The following is a 17,102-nucleotide window of genomic DNA, read 5'->3' as shown; positions in this document are numbered from 1 at the left end:
CGAAGCCGCCGCACCCCGATTCCTAAAACCGGAGACAAGAGAAATGAAGTTTGGTTCGATGAGCCGCCGGGCACTCGCCTGCGCCCTGATCACCCTGGCCGCCGCGCCCACCGTGGCGCTCGCACAGGATCAAAAGCCGATCGAATGGGTCGTCGGCTATGCCGCCGGCGGCGGCTCCGACACCGTGGCACGAACGATCGCCGAGGAGATGGGCAAGTCGTTGAAGCGCACGATCATCGTGAACAACAAGCCCGGTGCCGCAACGAACATTGCCGCCGACTACGTGGCGAAATCGAAGGACTACGGGAACATCATGTTCACCGCCGATTTCGCCACGCTGGCGGCCAACCCGGCACTGTTCGCCAAGCTGCCGTACGACGCGGAGAAGGACTTCGTGCCGGTCGGCATGCTCGCCAGATTCCCTCTGTTGCTGGTCGTTCATCCAAGCAACCCCGCCAACAACCTGAAGGAATTCATCGCATGGGCCAAGGCCAACCCCAACGGTGCGAACTTCGCATCGGCGGGTGCCGGCAGTCCCCAGCACCTGGCGGCCGAGCTGTTCAGGGAACGCACCGGTCTCGCGCTGCAGCACGTGGCCTATCGCGGGGGCGCGCCGGCGGTCATCGACCTCGTGGGAGGCCAGATCCCGTTCGCGCTCATGGACAGCGCCACGGTCCAGCAGTACGTGGTGTCGGGCAAGCTCAAGGCGCTCGGCGTGGCCAGCAAGGAACGCCTGAAGAATTTCCCTGACGTCCCCACGCTCTCCGAGCAGGGCCTGACCGGCTTCGATGCATCCGCCTGGCAGGGGCTGGTCGTTCCCAAGGGCACTCCGCCCGAAACCGTCTCCGCCCTGAACAGGACGCTGCAGGCCGCGCTCGCCTCCACGCCGGTGAAGGCGCGGCTGGAAACCCTGTCGCTCGAAGCACTGCCGGGCACGCCGCAGCAGATGACTTCCTATGTGCATGCGGAACGCGAGCGATGGGGTGCGCTGATCCGCAAGAACCAGATCCGCCTCGACTGAAGGTCCATCTCATGAAAACGCAAGTCGCCATCATCGGAGCAGGCCCCGCGGGGCTGATGCTCTCGCAGATCCTCCACCTCCAGGGCATCGAGTCGATCGTCCTGGAAACGCGCAGCCGCGAGGCGATCGAGGCCACGATCCGCGCCGGCGTGCTGGAACAGGGGACCGTCGATCTCATGAAGGAGATCGGCGCGGGTGCCCGCATGGAACGCGAGGGCTTCCGGCATGAAGGAACGATCCTGCGTTTCGACGGCATCGACCGCCGCATCGATTTTCCGGAGCTGACCGGCGGCAAGGCCGTGATGGTCTATGCGCAGCACGAGGTCATCAAGGACCTGGTGGCGGTGCGCCTGGCCTCGGGCGGCGACATCCGGTTCGAAGTGTCGGATGTGAGCCTGCACGGGCTGGACTCCACCTCGCCGAGCGTTCGCTTTCGGCAGCCCGGCGGCGAGCTGCAAACCATCGAGGCCGATTTCATCGCCGGCTGCGACGGCACGCAGGGCGTCAGCCGGCCCTCGATTCCGAAGAGCGTGTTGAAGGGCTTCGAGCGACTCTATCCGTTCGGCTGGCTCGGCATCCTCTGCAAGGCGCCGCCGTCTTCCGACGAGCTGATCTACGCGCTGAGCGAGCGCGGCTTCGCGCTCGTCAGCACCCGTTCGCCCGAAGTGCAGCGCATGTACCTTCAATGCGAGCCGACGGACAAGATCGAGAACTGGTCGGACGACCGCATCTGGAGCGAGCTCCGCGCGCGCCTGGCCACCCGCGACGGCTGGGCGCCCATCGAAGGCGAGATCTTCAGCAAGACCGTCGTCGGGATGCGCAGCTTCGTGACCGAACCGATGCAGTACGGCCGTCTTTTCCTGGCAGGGGACGCGGCGCACGTGGTGCCCCCGACCGGCGCGAAAGGGTTGAACCTGGCAGTCGCCGACGTGCGGGTGCTCGCGCGTGCGTTCGGAGAGTTCTACGAGTCGGGCCGGGAAGAGCTGCTCGAACGCTACAGCGACATCGCGCTGCGGCGCATCTGGAAGGCGCAGCGCTTCTCCTGGTGGATGACCTCGATGCTGCATCGCTTCCCGGGTGCCGACGAATTCCAGCACAAGGTGCAGATCGCGGAACTCGATTACGTCACCGGCTCGCGCGCCGCGTCGACCGCATTGGCGGAGAACTACGTCGGCCTGCCGTTCGACGAAATCGCCCATTGACCCGTGCACCACCGCTCACCAAGAGGCGGAAGCAAGACAGTCGACACACCCCTGAGCGCCAGGCAATGCCGAGCGCTCCACCTGGAGACAAGACATGAACCATCACTTCTCTTCGGCGATCGCAGCCGGCTTCCGGGGGCACCCATGAACGCCACCGCTGCAGCCTTCAAGGGCAATGCCGACATCGGCCGGCTGCTGGACGACGGACCCTACACGACCATGCAGAAGCTCGTGGTCTTCCTGGCCGCCCTCTCGATCGTGATGGATGGATTCGACGGCCAGCTCATCGGGTTCGCGATTCCTTCGATGATCAAGGAGTGGGGCATCACGCGCGAAGCCTTTGTCCCTGCGGTGGCGGCGGGCCTGATCGGCATGGGCATCGGAAGCGCCTGTGCGGGGCTGTTCGCCGATCGCTTCGGCCGCCGGATGGCCGTCATCGCGAGCGTCTTCCTGTTCGGCGCGGCCACCTGCGCGATCGGCCTTGCGCCCGACGTGCTGACCGTGGCGGTGCTTCGATTCATTGCCGGCCTGGGCATCGGCGGTGCGCTGCCGAGCTCGACCACGGTCACGGCCGAGTTCACGCCGGCCCGCCGAAGGACGCTCGCCGTCACGGCCACGATCGTCTGCGTGCCCCTGGGCGGCATGCTTGCAGGCCTCTTCGCTGTACAAGTGCTGCCCGCCTTTGGATGGCGCGCGCTGTTCTTCATCGGCGGCACTTTCCCGATGGCCCTGGCGGTGCTCCTGTTCTTCACGCTGCCGGAGTCGCCGCGCTTCCTTGCACGGCACCCGGCGCGCTGGGGCGAACTGGGCGGGCTGCTCGCACGCATGGGACGTCCCATGGGTCGGGATGTCAGCTATGTCGATGCGGCCGAGCAGGCCGTCGAGAAGCGGGCCGGCTTCGGAGCGCTCTTCTCGAACGGGCTGGCCCGCGACACGCTCGCGACCTGGGCAGCGTTCTTCATGTGCCTGACGGCCGTGTACACCGCCTTCAGCTGGCTGCCGACGATGCTTGCCTCGGAGGGGCTTTCGATGAGTGTGGCCGGTTCGGGACTGACGGCCTACAACCTCGGGGGCGTGATCGGCGCGCTGGCCTGCGCGGTGGCGATCTCCCGTTTCGGATCGCGCTGGCCGTTGGTCCTGTGCTGCGCCGGCGCCGCCGCAAGCGCGTTCGCCCTGCAGACCCTGAACGTCGGAAAGGAGACCAGCCTCCTCATCTTCGGATTCGGCGTGCACGGCATGTTTGTGAACGCCGTGCAGTCCACCATGTACGCGCTGTGCGCATTCATGTACCCGACCAGCGTCAGGGCGACGGGCACTGCATCCGCACTGGCATTCGGGCGCCTCGGCGCCATCCTGAGCGCCTTCGCAGGGGCCGCCGTGATCACGGCGGGCGGGGCCATGGCGTATCTGGCGTTGCTGGGCTCGGCGATGTTCCTCGCCATGGTCGCGCTGCTCGTTGTGCGCCGGCACATTCCCGGGCGCGACGCGCTGCTGCGACGCGATCGAGATCAGGGCTACACAGGCGTCTTGCCGCCGCAAAACATTTCACAGGAGCGGTCATCATGAAAATCTCGATCGTCGGCGCGGGGGCGATGGGGTCCCTGTTCGGTGGCTTGCTCGCCGAGTCGGGCAACGAAGTCACGCTGATCGACGTGAACGACGCGCACATCGGTGCGGTCCGCACCGAGGGGCTTCGCCTGGCGACCGACGGCGGCGAACGGCAGGTCACGTCGCTGAAGGCCCTGCGACCGGAAGATGCTGTCGGTTTCCCCGATCTGCTCCTGGTGTTCACCAAGACGCTGCACACCAGTGCGGCCCTGTCCGGGGTAGGACATCTGATCGGACCCGACGTGCATGTGCTGTCGCTGCAAAACGGCTTGGGCAACGTCGAGAAGATCGCCGGGTTCGTGCCGCCGGAGCGCGTCCTGATCGGTGTCACCACGTGGCCGGCGGACATGGTCGGCCCCGGCCACGTGCAGTCGCACGGCAAGGGCGTCGTGCGGCTCATGGCGGCCGACGGCATCGAGCGCCCCTTCGTTTCCCAAGTGGCCGAAGTGCTCACCAAGGCCGGTCTCGATTGCACCTCGGACCGCACCGTGTGGGCGGCGATCTGGGAGAAGGTCGCTTTCAATGCCGCGCTGAACAGCATCTGCGCCGTATCCGGCTGCACGGTCGACGAACTCGGCAAAGTGCCCGATGGCAGCCGCCTCGCGAACGACGTCGTCACGGAAGTGCTGTCTGTCGCATTGCGCATGGGCATCGACGTCGATCCCGCCAAATGCTGGGGCAACGTGGCGAACGCCATCGCCCGGCACAGGGGCCACAAGCCCTCCATGCTGCAGGACGTGCTGGCCGGTCGCCGTACCGAGGTGGAGAGCATCAACGGCGCCGTCGTGGCACTGGCCGGCCCCCTGAACATCAAGCTGCCTGTTACGGAGACATTGCTGTCTCTCGTGCGCCTTGCGGAAACGCGTGCCAACGCCTGACGCCGCAAGCGATACAAGACACGCTCACTGCCCCTCGGTCATGCTGTTGAACATCGAAGACTATCGGCGCAGAGCCTGCGCGGTGCTGCTGCGATTCGTCCATGACTACATCGAAAGATCTGCCGACGATGGCCATTGCATGCGTCGAAATGCGGGTGATCTGTCGGCCATCGAGCTCACGCCGCGCGTGCTGCGCGACACCACGCAGGTCGATACCTCCGTCGAGGTCTTCGGCCGGAAATGGGCGCAGCCCTTCGGCATTGCGCCGACCGGGCTCAACGGCCTGGTCCGACCGGAAGGCGACCGCCTGCTGGCGGCCGCGGTCGGCGAAGCGGGCATTCCTTTTTCACTGTCGACCGCTTCCAACATGCGGCTGGAGGATGTACGCGCCGCCGCACCGGGTGGCGTGCAGTGGATGCAGCTGTACGTCATGCGCCGCGAGATGGCGAGCCAGATCGTCGAGCGTGCCCAGAAGGACGGCTACCAGGCGCTGGCGCTGACCGTGGACGTTCCCGTCAGCGGCAACCGCGAACTCGGGACCGAAGCAAAGGCCGATTGAGAAGCTCGGTAGCCGTCAACTAGTCACACATCCTCGTTCGGTTTTGGCAGCGGGCCGGCGCTCGGCGCTTGCGCGACACACCGCAACTATCCGGCCGCGCGACTGCCGCACTCACCTGCGCACATGAAGGACGAGACGCTGACCGCCTCGCTGCTGAAGAGCATGACGGTCGAGTGCTTGCTGCAGCGCTGCTACCCGGTGCAGTCCAGCCAGTTCGTGCTCATGACCTGCCCCCTCCCGACCGTACCAGCGTAATGGCAGTGAAGTCCGTCAACTTGGAGAATGACGGACATGAGAAAGAGCAGATACACCGAGGAGCAGATCATCGGTTTCATCAAGCAAGCCGAGTCCGGCCTGCCGATCAAAGATCTGTGCCGCAAGGGCGGCTTCAGCGATGCGACCTTCTACAAATGGCGCGCCAAATACGGCGGGATGGACGCGCCCGATGCCAGGCGCCTGCGTGAGCTCGAGGCCGAGAACAACAAACTCAAGAAGCTGCTGGCCGAAGCGCACCTGGACATCCACGCGCTGAACACGGCCTTCGGGGTAAAGCGATAGCCCCGCAAGCCAAGCGCGCGGCCGTCGCCATCATGATCGGGGAATGCGATCTGAGCGAGCGACGCGCCTGCAGGCTTGTGGGGCTCTCCCGCGACAGCTACCGCAACCCACCCGAGGCCGATGCCATGACGCAAGAGCTCAGCAGCAAGATCGTCGAGATCGCGCATGCACGTCGGCGCTTCGGCTATCGGCGCATCCACGACATGCTGCGCCCACACTTCCCGGGCGTGAGCCACAAGCGCGTCTACCGCCTGTACAGCGCGGCCAACCTGGCGGTGCGCAAGCGCAAGAAGGTCAAACGCCCCACCAACGAACGCGTGCCGCTGCAACTGGCCACGACGGTCAATGAGGTGTGGAGCATGGACTTCGTCAGCGACAGCCTGAGCACGGGACGGCGCATCAAGTGCTTGACCGTGGCCGATGACTTCAGCCACGAGTGCGTGAGCATCTCGGTGGACTGGGGAATCTCGGGGCAATACGTTACGCGACTGCTGGATCAAGCGGCCGTGTTCAGAGGCTACCCGCTGGCTGTGCGCACCGACAATGGCCCGGAGTTCACCAGTCGCGCCTTCATGGGCTGGGCGCAGGTCCACGGCATCCGTCACATCCTGATCGAGCCGGGACGGCCCATGCAGAACGGCTACATCGAGAGCTTCAACGGCAAGTTCAGGGACGAGTGCCTGAACGAACAGTGGTTCGAGATGCTGCAGCAGGCCCGATCGGCCATCACGCTCTGGCGCCAGGACTACAACGAGGTCAGGCCGCACAGCAGTTGCCAGCGAGTGCCTCCGTCGAAGTTCGCCGAGCTGCATCGCCAGCGCTGGCGATGCAGCTCGATCCAGCTCAACAACCACCGAGATCAATTAATCTTGCAACACCGGACTTCCTCGTTATGAATGGCACGGCAGAAGGGGGCAGGTCAGTGGAACTTAAGTCAGCGGTCGACGTGAGCTGCTCGTCGCACGGAAATCTGAAGTTGACTACAGCCACATCGGATGAAGCTCTACCAGCGTTGCCCCCCAGATTCTCTGAATTTTGAAGGCTGAAGCCGTCCAAGAAATCGAGCGGATCGGCGGCTATTCAGAAGTTCGATAAATCACACAGAAGAATCAAATTCACAGAGTGCCGACCTCCACATACCCTGCGTGGCGCCGCGGATGCACGTCCGGTGCAGCGGTACATAAACGTGGAGACATTCATGAATATAGAGACAACCCACGCTGATAGGCTGGGGAAGTGGCCTTTTAGAATTGCTGCGATGGGAGCATTTGCCATCCTGGCCGGCTGCGGTGGCGGTGGCGGTGGCGGTGGCGGCGGTGGCAGTGGCAGTGGCGACGCAACGCCGGTCGCGCCACCTCCCGCAGTGGCGAGCACCAAGCTTGCCACGCTGATCAATTTCATTGCCCATGATCCCCTTGCAGGGGACAACGGGCTGCCGGCATCCCCGGCGCAGACGGTTTCCTACGGCCCGATCGCGATTGGCATGGACGTAGACGGAAACGCGATCCAAGCCGTCGACGAGGTAGACTTGCAGTACTTCGAAGGCAAGTACTACCTGTATGGACCTTCCTTCTCGTGCGGAGCCTTCAACTACGCACCGGGCGTGAACACCGGTCCGCTGATTCCAACGACTCCGAACTCGACGTATCGCTACTGCGGGCTGACCGTGTACGTGTCCGATGACCTCATGAACTGGAAGCTCACGGGAGGGCATCAGTACATCCAGGACACCGTGTCCGGCGAGCACTACTACGTCAAGAAGCCGAGGGTGATCTACTCGCCCAAGACGGGGCTTTACAACATGTGGTTCCTGAACGGCCAAGCAGGGCTTGGATCGTCAGGAAAAACGGGCAAGCGCTTCATCGCCCAGTCGCCCACGCCATTCGGACCATGGAGCACGCCGTTCGAGCCGACGATTGCATCCGGTGACGCAGGGCCGGTCGATTTCGCGCTCGCAACCGGACCCGATGGAAAGTCTTACATGGCAACGTCGCACGGTGTGTTGAACACCATGCTCCTCAACGAGGAGAAGACCGGGACCGTGGACCATACCGACATTGCCGTCGCAGGAAACGTGATCGGCGGGGGAATCGGCTTGAGCTACCGCCGCGGCTGGTGGTATCTGACGGGCACGAACACCTGCGGCAATTGCCTCGCGTCGCGGCTGTACTACTTGCGCGCGAAGGATCCCCACGGTCCTTGGCTGAGTCCGGCGGACGACTCCGCCGTGACGCCTCTGCAGCCGGTGCAACTGTCGTCGGACTCCGGCTTCGCGCAGATGAAGGCACCGTTCGTCCTGCCCGACGAGAAAGGCGAGATGAACATCCTGTTGCCAGGAACGCACTACCGGTCCAGCCCCACGGGCGCACCGGGGACCGGCGTGAACCAACCAGGCGACAGCAATCTCGCCCTGTCCGGCTGGTACACAGTTCCGCTGCAGTTCGATGCCAACGGTCGAATCCTGCCATTGAGCACCGCGCCCACCCACGAATTCCCTCTCGCCAAGCCTGTCGCAACAACGGCGCCGCCGGCATACCAGGCGAATCTGGGCATCGACAACACTCGGTCGGTGTCCCAAGCCTGGGAAGTGGAGGCTGGCGAGCCGCTTGCCAGCGTGCTGATCGCGGTCTTCCAACGTACGCCCGACAAGTCGCCCAGCTCCGCAGCCACCGCAATCATCCAGGAGCCGAATGTGGATGCACCGCTGCTCGCACGCCTCCAGTTGCCCGAGGGCCGTTCGTACAGTTGGCTGATTGATCCCAGAACGGTTGCATGGGCGCCGGAGAACGTGCCGTTGAACCTGCCGGAAACGTTCGAGGGCAGCGGACGCGTGACGCTCAGCCTCAGTACCACCGCCACCAATGGTGGGTATGGCGTCGCCATCGGTAAGAAAGGTCAGCTGCGCAGCGGTGAGTATGTTGCCTTCAAGGCAGGCCAGTCGACGGTGCTTGCGGGGGCTGAAATGCTCCTCTCCACGTCCGCCACACCGCTCACGGCTCCGATCATCACTGCACAACCCCGGTCTGTCCGCGTGGCCGCAGGGACACCCGTGGGATTCGTCGTTTTGGCGGAAGGCATCGGCCTCGGGTATCAATGGCAGCGCAATGGCCAAGTCGTCATGTCGCCGAACGGCTACAACGAGTCGACCACAGCAGCGCTGCGCCTGCCGCCTGTGACGACGGGCGACGCGGGGACCTACACGGTCACCGTGTTCAACCAGGCGGGGAGCATCACCTCCGTCCCAGTGACGCTCGAAGTCATACCTTGACCGGCCGGGCCGAGCGCACGCTGGGAGCGGCGGCGCGAGCGGCCAAGAACTTTCGGACGCGCTGCGCGCTCGCGGGCAACAACTCGCAGCCCTCCGGAAGCTGGTCCAGGTTGCCTCCGAGGTAGTCGAAAGCGCTCCTTACAAAAGCCTGCACCGCTGGCATTGGCTCCCGGTCCGGCGGCAGCGCAAATGCCAGGATGCGCGACACCTCCGGGCGCTCGAGGGGGCGGCTCACGACGGATTTCAGTGCGGGGCTCGGGCAAGAGAGCGCCGGCAAGAGCGACACACCGAGGCCTGCCTCCACCATCCCGACAAGCGTGCTGGACTGATCCACCTCGATCGGCTCCTGTGCGAACGGAAGGCCGCTGATCGCTGCATCCATGTAAGAGCGGAGCAAGGCGCCCCGCCGCAGAAGTATCAGGCGCTCGCCCGCCAGTTGTGAAGATTCGATGGTGCTTTTGCTTGCGAGCGGATGGTGACGTGGAAGCACGACCCGGAACCGGTCCCGCAGGAAGGGCAAGAGCGTAGGCGACGATGCGGGTCCGCTTTGGGTCAGGATGGCCAGATCCGCTTCGCCGCGTTCCAGCCGCTGGCGCAGGATCGGGTCTGCGTGGTCATGGAGCGCGATGCTGACGCCGTCGTGTGCTGTGGTGAACTCTCGCACCAGAGCGGGCAGCAACCGGTGCGCGATCGAAGGCACCGTCAGCAATTCAACACGTCCGCGGCGCAACTGTGCCCATTCTGTGCCGCGCAGCATCATGCGTTCGTACGCCTCGAGCACCCACCGCGCTTGAACGAGAAATTCTTCGCCAGCTGGGGTGAGCCGCACTGAGCGTGTCGTGCGCTCGATCATGCGCACCCCCACCACGTCTTCCAGCTTGGCGATCGCCTGACTCAGCGCCGGCTGGCCCAGGTGCACGGCTTCTGCAGCAAGGCTGAACGACCCCGTGTCTGCAAGCGCGACAAAAGCACGCAGGTGGCGAGGATTTGGATAAATCATTTGAATCAATAACTCAGCAAGGATGTTCGATTTGTTGCATGCACGACGCGGACCTAGTATGAGGCGCAACACCTATGAAAACCATCTTTCTCCTGTTCGATTCGCTCAATCGGCGCAGCCTGCAGCCGTACGGCGGCACGAACATCAAGACACCGAACTTCACGCGCCTCGCCGAGCGCTGCGTGACCTTCGACAACCACTACGTCGGCAGCCTGCCGTGCATGCCCGCGCGTCGCGACATGCACACGGGTCGTCTGAACTTCCTGCACCGAGGATGGGGCCCGCTGGAGCCCTTCGACAACTCCTTCGCGGCGCTGATGCACAAGCAGGGCGTCTACTCGCACCTGGTGTCCGACCATTACCACTACTGGGGCGACGGCGGCGCCACATACCACAACCGTTACGACACCTATGAGTTCATCCGAGGGCAGGAACGCGACCCCTGGAAGGCCATGGTGCAACCGCCCTGGGAGCGCTTCCGGGAGATGTACCACCCGAAGCAGGTCACGCAGGAGCGTCGCCACAAGCACTCGGCACACATGATCAACCGCGAGTCGATCCGCGAGTACAAGGACTTTCCGTCGGTGCGCTGCTTCGATGCTGGCCTTGAATTCCTGGACGGCAATCGCACGGCGCAGGATTGGCTACTGCATCTGGAAACGTTCGACCCCCACGAGCCGTTCCATGCGCCCACGGAGTTCCGCAAGGACTACCCGACGGACTACAAGGGCCCGATCTTCGACTTTCCACCCTATAAGCGGGTCAGCGAGACGATCGAGGAGTGTGACGAACTGCGAGCGAACTACGCGGCGATCGTTGCGCTGTGCGACCACGAGCTCGGCCGTCTCCTGGACTACATGGACGAGCACGCCATGTGGGATGACACCGCACTGGTCGTCACCACCGATCATGGCTTTCTCCTCGGCGAGCATTCCTGGTGGTCCAAGAATGTGATGCCCTGCTATGACGAGGTGGCGCACATCCCCCTCTTCATCCACCATCCGGCCTACCGCACCCAGGCCGGCACGCGGCGGCAAGGCCTGACGCAGACCGGGGATCTGATGCCGACGCTGCTCGAGATGCACGGCATGGACATCCCCCCCGAAGTGACTGGCGTTTCCGTGATGCCGCTCCTGGAGCGTGAAACGACAGTGCGCGAAGCTGCGATCTACGGTGTGTTCGGCAGTGCCGTCAACGTGACCGACGGACGCTACACGCTCTTCCTGTATCCGCCTGAAATGCATCGCGCCGGTCTGAACCAGTACACGCTCATGCCGATGCACATGAAGGAGATGTTCGCTGTGGAGGAACTGCAGGAAGCGCAACTTGCGCCGCCGCTGCCCTTCACCAAGGGCGCACCCGTGCTGCGGGTGCCTGCCACACCGAAGTCGCCCAATTACAAGCTGCACGGGCCAGCATCGCAAAACGATACGGTGACCGTGATGTTCGACCTCGCCAGTGACCCGGGGCAGGAGCGCCCCATCACGGACGAAGCCGTGCGCGCACGCCTTTGTGGCGAGATCGTGCGCTTGATGAAGAAGAACGACGCCCCATTGGAATACTTCACGCGGCTCGGCTTGAGCGCGTGATTCGAATAAGACCTGAAGGAGACAACATGCAGACCCGACGCTTTTTCGCAGGCATGGCAGCCGCGCTGCTCTTCGGCGCCAGCCTTCACGCCGCAGCCGCTTGGCCTGAGAAGACCATTCGCTTGATCGTCCCCTGGCCAGCAGGCGGCTCGTCCGATGCCGCAGCGCGCCTGGTGGCAAAAAATCTGGGCGACCGCCTCAAGCAGCCCGTCATCGTGGACAACAAGGCTGGCGCGTCGGGCAACATCGGCACGGCCGAAGCCGCACGAGCCGCACCTGACGGCTACACGCTTCTCCTTTCTTCGGGGCCGTTCTCGATCAATCCGAGCTTGTACCGTTCGCTGCCCTTCGACACGGTCAAGGACTTCGTTCCGGTGACGCAGATCGCGAACACACCGAGCGTGCTTGTCGTGAATCCTTCTGTATCCGCGTCGACGATGCAGGCTTTCCTCAAGCTCGCGCGCGACCCCGCTCAACCGCTGCCGGTCGCAACGCCTGGGAACGGCTCCGCGCAACATCTGGCGCTCGAGTTGCTGCGCAAGAAGGCGGGCTTGAGCATCAATCACATACCGTACAAAGGCGGCGCCCTGGCGATGAACGACGTGCTGGGCGGCACCGTGCCCGCGATGATGTCGGGCTTCCCGGAAGTTGCACCGCAGATCAAGGCCGGCAAGCTGCGCGCCCTGGCCGTCACAACGCAGGGCCGCTCCAGCTTTCTGCCAAACGTCCCAGCCCTGACCGAACTCGGGCTGGCAGACTCCGGCAGTGCAGGCTGGAACGGCATCCACGTGCCTGCGCGCACGCCGCCGGAGATCGTCAGCCGCCTGCACGACGAGATTAACGCCGTACTGAACACGCCAGAAGTGCGTGACCAGCTGGGCGCCCTCGGCTTCGAGGTGCGTCGCACCACGCAAGCGGAGTTCGCTGAGTTTGTGACGCAGCAGATGGCGCGTTGGAAGGAAGGCGTTGAGCTCTCCGGTGCGCGCCTCGACTGAAGTCGGTGAATCTGGCCTGTATGGAAGTGGTTGAGCTTCAGTCGGGCGCCTACCGAGCGACGCTCGCGCCCTCAGCCGGTGGACGCGTCGGGTCCTTGTCTTGGTCGGATGCATCTCGGCGCGTGGATTTGCTCCAAGCCTGGGACGGCGCTGCGTTTGCCGAGCACGTGTGGCCAAAGGCCGGGGCCTTCCCCATGCTGCCCTTTGCCAACCGCCTTTCCGCCGCGGGTTTCCGTTTTGGCAACAGGCTGGTGCGGCCGGAGCCGGGACCCAGCGGCATCGTGCAGCATGGCGTCGCGCACAGGAGAACATGGCGCCTCCTCAACGTGTCGGCGGAGCGCGCCTGCATGCAGCTGGAGATGGACTCCACGCCCGACTGGCCTTGGGCATGGTCTGCAGAAATGGACGTTTCGCTTAGCGACATAGGCATGAGCGTCGTCATGCGGGTGCGCAACGCCTCGACCGAACCCATGCCTCTCAGCATGGGCTGGCACCCGTACCATCCCACGGACAGCTCCATCCGCAGTCGCGACCTGACCTTTGATGCGATTGCTCGGCACGACTTGGACGCAGAGGCGAGCGCCTCGCTGCACACGTCAGCGCCGGTCTTCGACATGGCACCCGGCGAGACTGCGGCTTTCAGCGGTTGGAGGGGCCAATCGAGCTTGCGCGTCCGCGGCGAAGGCGCGATCGAGGTTGCATGCACCGGCAGTCCTCACTTGGTCATGCATCGGCCAATGAGCGGGGACTATCTGTGTATCGAGCCGGTCACCGTGCTGCCAGGATGGTTGGGTGAAGACGCTGCAAGCTTGCTGGAGCCAGGCAGTGCTCGGCAACTGAGCTGGACCTGCGGTTTCAGAGCAAAAGCCCAGGCCATCGCGAGTTCGGCAGGCGGGGCGAGCTCACAAGCCGAGTGGAACGTATAGGGCCGGAGGGGAATTGCTGACCTTCGCGCAGGGTGGCAAATTGCAGGCAGCACGGCCGACAAGTTCACGTCGCGCTGAGCCCATCAACCGTTTTCGCTCAGCTTTTTGAGCTTGCGAGGTCGCAGGGCGCCCTCCCTGGACGGGCTTGGTGAGAGAAGCTCCTCGCCTGTCGGGCGATGCGAACATTGCTTTGATGGGTATGCCAACGTCTGCTGCTGCACCAATTGCAGAACTTCAGAGCTTATTCAGGTTGTCCGCATTCGCTGCATAGGAGCCGGTCACCCTGCGGCATTGGCTCGGCGCAAACGATCGGAAGTGAGGGCGCAGTTCCCTGTGACCTTTACCAGGCCATCCGCACCTCTGGTGTGTTCCCTACCTGAAATCCCGGCTCACCGTCGCCGCCGCCAGCCGCCCCAGCAAGGGCGTCAGATCCTCCAGCCGCATCGCCACCAGGTTCTTCACCGCCCCCTCGCGCTGCCATGTGCCGTGTACGACCATGAGCCGCGCACCGAGCAGTTCCTGGCGCTGCGCGTCCCGGAGGCTCTTCCACACGATCACCTGCACCACGCCGGTCTCGTCTTCCAGCGTCAGGAAGATCGTGCCCTTCGCGGTCTCGGGCTGCTGGCGCAGGGTCACGATGCCGCAGTGGCTCACCTGTCCCCCGTTCTTGATCCCGTCGAGATCCCGCGCCGTCATCAGGCCGCGCCGCGCCAGGCGCTCGCGCAGCAGTGCGAGCGGATGCCGGCGCAAGGTCAGTCCCGTCGATGCGTAGTCGAACACGATCTCCTCGCCTTCGGGTGCCGCGTCGAGTTCCAGGAAATCCTCCTCCACTGGCGCGCCGCGCAGCAATTCGGGCGCTGCACGCAGCCCCGCCGCTTCCCAGACCTGCTGGCGCCGGTGGCCCGACAGGCTCGCGAGCGCATCGGCCGCCGCCAGCAGCTTCATCTCGTGCAGTTCGAGCCGCGCACGCAGCGCCAGGTCTTCCGTGCTGTCGAACACCTGGTGCGCGCGGGCGTCGACGATGCGCGTGGCCGAGGCCGACTGGAGCCCGCCGATCATGCGCAGCCCGAGCCGTACGGCCGGTTCGTGCGCCAAGTCTTCCAGTGTGCAGTCCACGTCGCTGTACATCACATCGACCGGCCGCACCTCGACGCCATGGCGCCTGGCATCCTGCACGAGCTGCGACGGTGAATAGAACCCCAGCGGCTGCGAGTTCAGCATGGCTGCCAGGAACTCCGCCGGGTGGTGGCACTTGATCCAGCAGCTCGCATAGACCAGCAGCGCGAACGACGCCGCATGGCTTTCCGGAAACCCGTACTCGCTGAACCCCTTGATCTGCTCGAAGATGGCCTTCGCGAAGCTTTCCTCGTAGCCGCGCGCGGTCATGCCGTCGACGATCTTCGCGTAGTAGTGCTCCAGCCCGCCCTTGCGCTTCCAGGCCGCCATCGAGCGCCGCAGGCCATCCGCCTCGCCCGGCGTGAAGCCGGCCGCGAGGATGGCGATCTGCATCACCTGCTCCTGGAACACCGGCACGCCCAGGGTACGGCCGAGCGCTTCCTTCAGGGCCTCACTGGGGTAGACCACCGGCTCCTTGCCCTGGCGCCGGTTCAGGTAGGGATGCACCATGCCGCCCTGGATCGGCCCCGGCCGCACGATCGCGACCTCGATCACCAGGTCGTAGAAGCAGCGCGGCTTCAGGCGCGGCAGCATGCTCATCTGCGCGCGGCTCTCGATCTGGAACACGCCGATCGTGTCGGCCTTGCAGATCATGTCGTAGGTAGCGCTGTCCTCCGCCGGGATGTCCTGCATGCCGAACACGCAGCCCTTGCGCAGCCCGATCAAATCCAGCGCCTTGCGGATCGCCGTCAGCATGCCGAGCGCGAGGCAGTCCACCTTCAGGAGGCCCAGCGCATCGAGGTCGTCCTTGTCCCATTCGATCACCGTGCGGTCGGGCATCGAGGCGTTCTCGATCGGCACCATGCGGCACAGCGGCCCCTTGGTGAGCACGAAGCCGCCCGTGTGCTGGCTCAGGTGCCGCGGGAAGCCGATCAGCTGCTCGGTCAGGTGCAGCAGCTGCTGCACCTGCAACCACTCCGCCGACAGACCGACCTCCTGGAGCCGCTCAGGCATCACCGCCCGCCCGTCCCACCACTGGTGGCCCTTGGCGATCGCGTCCACCGTCTCCAGCGACATCCCGAGCGCCTTGCCCACGTCCCGGATCGCGCTCTTGGGCCGGTAGCTGATCACGACCCCGGTGATGGCGGCGCGGTCGCGCCCGTACTTGGCATAGAGGTACTGCAGCACCTCCTCGCGCCGTTCGTGTTCGAAGTCGATGTCGATGTCCGGCGGCTCGTTGCGCTCCTTGGAGATGAAGCGCTCGAACAGCACGCTCATGCGGCCCGGATCGACCTCGGTGACGCCCGTGCAGTAGCAGACCACGCTGTTCGCGGCGCTGCCGCGGCCCTGGCAGAGGATGTGCCGCGAGCGCGCGAACATCACGATGTCGGCCACCGTGAGAAAGTAGTGTTCGTACTTCAGCTCGGCGATGAGCGCGAGCTCGTGCTCGATCTGCCCCTGCACCCTGGCCGGGATGCCGTCGGGCCAGCGGCGGCCGGCTCCCTCGTAGGTGAGGCGGCGCAAGTACCCGGCAGGCGTCTCGCCCGCCGGCACCACCTCGTCGGGGTACTGGTAGCGCAGCTCGTCGAGGCTGAAGCTGCAGCGCGCCGCCACCTGGAGCGTTTCCGCCAGCAGTTCGGGCGCGTAGGTCTGCGCGAGTCGCAGCCGGGTGCGCAGATGCCGCTCCGCGTTGGGCTGCAGTTCGAGCCCGCAGTCGGTCAGCGGCTTGCCCAGGCGCGTCGCGGTCATCACGTCCTGCAGCGGCTTGCGCGAGCGCACATGGAAATGCACGTCGCCTGCGGCCACGAGCGGGATCTCCGTGGCCGCGCTGATCTCGCCCAGCCGGTGCAGCCACATCTCGTCGTCCAGCAGGCGCAGCTTCTCGACGGCGAACCAGCAGCGGCCGAGGAACTCCCGCAGCAGCCAGGTCCCGAGGCAAGCCAGCTGGGCAGCCGTCGCCATGCGCTTCGGCGAAGCCAGCACCACACAGCCGGTGAGTTCGGCGCCGCGGATCTCCGCGAGCGGCAGCCTGTACGTTCCCTTCTCCGAACTGCGGCGCAGCTTGGTGATGAAAGCCGAGAGGTTGCCATAGCCATCGAGATCGCAGGCCAGCACGGTCAGCGTGAACGGCGGCGCATCCCCGTCGACCCGCTCATCCGGCTCGACCAGGAACTGGCTGCCGATCAGCAGCTTGAGGTTGTGGTCCTTGGCCGCCACGTGCGCGCGCACCACCCCGGCCAGGCTGCATTCGTCGGTGATGGCGAGCGCCGAGTAGCCCAGCTGCTTGGCACGCTCGACGAGTTCGTGCGGCTGGCTCGCACCGCGCAGGAAGCTGAAATTGCTCACGCACCGCAGCTCGGCGTAGTCGGGCAGGTCCATGGG

Annotated in this window: 13 protein-coding genes; 11 read left to right on the top strand and 2 right to left on the bottom strand. The window is 64.9% G+C overall.

Translation table 11 applies throughout. From position 1 onward, the window contains the following. Positions 1-43 precede the first annotated feature (43 nt). The 8 genes from FB547_RS25605 (at position 44) to FB547_RS25575 (ending at position 9,094) form a co-directional block, all read left to right on the top strand. Positions 44-1,021 carry a Bug family tripartite tricarboxylate transporter substrate binding protein gene (locus tag FB547_RS25605; protein WP_186454250.1) on the top strand — a complete coding sequence of 326 codons (978 nt, stop codon included), beginning with the start codon at positions 44-46 and terminating at the stop codon, positions 1,019-1,021. 11 nt (positions 1,022-1,032) lie between these two features. Then, positions 1,033-2,223, top strand: a complete 1,191-nt coding sequence (gene pobA, locus FB547_RS25600) for a 4-hydroxybenzoate 3-monooxygenase (protein ID WP_145746459.1) — start codon at positions 1,033-1,035, stop codon at positions 2,221-2,223. A 144-nt stretch (positions 2,224-2,367) separates the two neighbouring features. Further along, a complete protein-coding gene (locus tag FB547_RS25595; protein ID WP_145746458.1) occupies positions 2,368-3,789 on the top strand; it encodes an MFS transporter in 1,422 nt (473 codons plus the stop codon). Beyond that, positions 3,786-4,709 carry a ketopantoate reductase family protein gene (locus FB547_RS25590; protein ID WP_145746457.1) on the top strand — a complete coding sequence of 308 codons (924 nt, stop codon included), beginning with the start codon at positions 3,786-3,788 and terminating at the stop codon, positions 4,707-4,709. The genes FB547_RS25595 and FB547_RS25590 overlap by 4 nt, the downstream gene beginning before the upstream one ends. A gap of 40 nt (positions 4,710-4,749) precedes the next feature. Next, positions 4,750-5,268, top strand: coding sequence for an alpha-hydroxy-acid oxidizing protein (locus FB547_RS25585; protein WP_410000818.1), 519 nt, complete (start codon positions 4,750-4,752; stop codon positions 5,266-5,268). A 123-nt stretch (positions 5,269-5,391) separates the two neighbouring features. Further along, positions 5,392-5,523, top strand: coding sequence for a hypothetical protein (locus tag FB547_RS33675; RefSeq protein ID WP_261380393.1), 132 nt, complete (start codon positions 5,392-5,394; stop codon positions 5,521-5,523). A 36-nt stretch (positions 5,524-5,559) separates the two neighbouring features. After that, positions 5,560-6,722, top strand: a protein-coding gene (locus FB547_RS25580; protein WP_410000817.1) for an IS3 family transposase whose coding sequence is annotated in 2 segments (ribosomal slippage) — positions 5,560-5,809 and positions 5,809-6,722 — 1,164 coding nt in all. Because the reading frame shifts where the segments join, the coding sequence is not laid out codon by codon here. 362 nt (positions 6,723-7,084) lie between these two features. Further along, a complete protein-coding gene (locus tag FB547_RS25575) occupies positions 7,085-9,094 on the top strand; it encodes a family 43 glycosylhydrolase (RefSeq protein WP_145746456.1) in 2,010 nt (669 codons plus the stop codon). Here the strand turns inward: FB547_RS25575 and FB547_RS25570 are convergent. Beyond that, positions 9,084-10,166: a LysR family transcriptional regulator gene (locus tag FB547_RS25570; RefSeq protein ID WP_186454249.1), complete on the bottom strand. Its 1,083-nt coding sequence runs from the start codon at positions 10,164-10,166 to the stop codon at positions 9,084-9,086. The two genes, FB547_RS25575 and FB547_RS25570, sit on opposite strands and share 11 nt — an antisense overlap. Positions 10,167-10,168: 2 nt before the next feature. Here FB547_RS25570 and FB547_RS25565 point away from each other — a divergent pair, with 2 nt between their 5' ends. Genes FB547_RS25565 through FB547_RS25555 form a run of 3 tightly spaced genes read left to right on the top strand, consistent with a single transcriptional unit; the run spans position 10,169 to position 13,604 of the window. Continuing rightward, positions 10,169-11,683, top strand: a complete 1,515-nt coding sequence (locus FB547_RS25565) for a sulfatase (RefSeq protein WP_145746454.1) — start codon at positions 10,169-10,171, stop codon at positions 11,681-11,683. 26 nt (positions 11,684-11,709) lie between these two features. Beyond that, positions 11,710-12,678: a Bug family tripartite tricarboxylate transporter substrate binding protein gene (locus tag FB547_RS25560; RefSeq protein WP_145746453.1), complete on the top strand. Its 969-nt coding sequence runs from the start codon at positions 11,710-11,712 to the stop codon at positions 12,676-12,678. Positions 12,679-12,698: 20 nt separating this feature from the next. Continuing rightward, complete coding sequence (locus FB547_RS25555) at positions 12,699-13,604, top strand: hypothetical protein (protein ID WP_261380400.1); 906 nt, start codon at positions 12,699-12,701, stop codon at positions 13,602-13,604. A 372-nt stretch (positions 13,605-13,976) separates the two neighbouring features. On the opposite strand, the gene FB547_RS25550 is transcribed toward FB547_RS25555, so the two are convergent. After that, positions 13,977-17,099: an error-prone DNA polymerase gene (locus tag FB547_RS25550; RefSeq protein WP_145746451.1), complete on the bottom strand. Its 3,123-nt coding sequence runs from the start codon at positions 17,097-17,099 to the stop codon at positions 13,977-13,979. Between the last annotated feature and the right edge of the window lie 3 nt (positions 17,100-17,102).

Source organism: Variovorax beijingensis (assembly GCF_007828835.1).
GTDB lineage: Bacteria > Pseudomonadota > Gammaproteobacteria > Burkholderiales > Burkholderiaceae_C > Variovorax > Variovorax beijingensis_A.
This window is presented reverse-complemented; position numbering and strand designations above follow the sequence as displayed.

Bases quoted from the DNA above. Each gene is read 5' to 3' on its own strand.
- FB547_RS25605 (WP_186454250.1), top strand. From the start codon at position 44: ATGAAGTTTGGTTCGATGAGCCGCCGGGCACTCGCCTGCGCCCTGATC.
- pobA (WP_145746459.1), top strand. From the start codon at position 1,033: ATGAAAACGCAAGTCGCCATCATCGGAGCAGGCCCCGCGGGGCTGATG.
- FB547_RS25595 (WP_145746458.1), top strand. From the start codon at position 2,368: ATGAACGCCACCGCTGCAGCCTTCAAGGGCAATGCCGACATCGGCCGG.
- FB547_RS25590 (WP_145746457.1), top strand. From the start codon at position 3,786: ATGAAAATCTCGATCGTCGGCGCGGGGGCGATGGGGTCCCTGTTCGGT.
- FB547_RS25585 (WP_410000818.1), top strand. From the start codon at position 4,750: ATGCTGTTGAACATCGAAGACTATCGGCGCAGAGCCTGCGCGGTGCTG.
- FB547_RS33675 (WP_261380393.1), top strand. From the start codon at position 5,392: ATGAAGGACGAGACGCTGACCGCCTCGCTGCTGAAGAGCATGACGGTC.
- FB547_RS25575 (WP_145746456.1), top strand. From the start codon at position 7,085: ATGGGAGCATTTGCCATCCTGGCCGGCTGCGGTGGCGGTGGCGGTGGC.
- FB547_RS25565 (WP_145746454.1), top strand. From the start codon at position 10,169: ATGAAAACCATCTTTCTCCTGTTCGATTCGCTCAATCGGCGCAGCCTG.
- FB547_RS25560 (WP_145746453.1), top strand. From the start codon at position 11,710: ATGCAGACCCGACGCTTTTTCGCAGGCATGGCAGCCGCGCTGCTCTTC.
- FB547_RS25555 (WP_261380400.1), top strand. From the start codon at position 12,699: ATGGAAGTGGTTGAGCTTCAGTCGGGCGCCTACCGAGCGACGCTCGCG.
- FB547_RS25550 (WP_145746451.1), bottom strand. From the start codon at position 17,099: ATGGACCTGCCCGACTACGCCGAGCTGCGGTGCGTGAGCAATTTCAGC.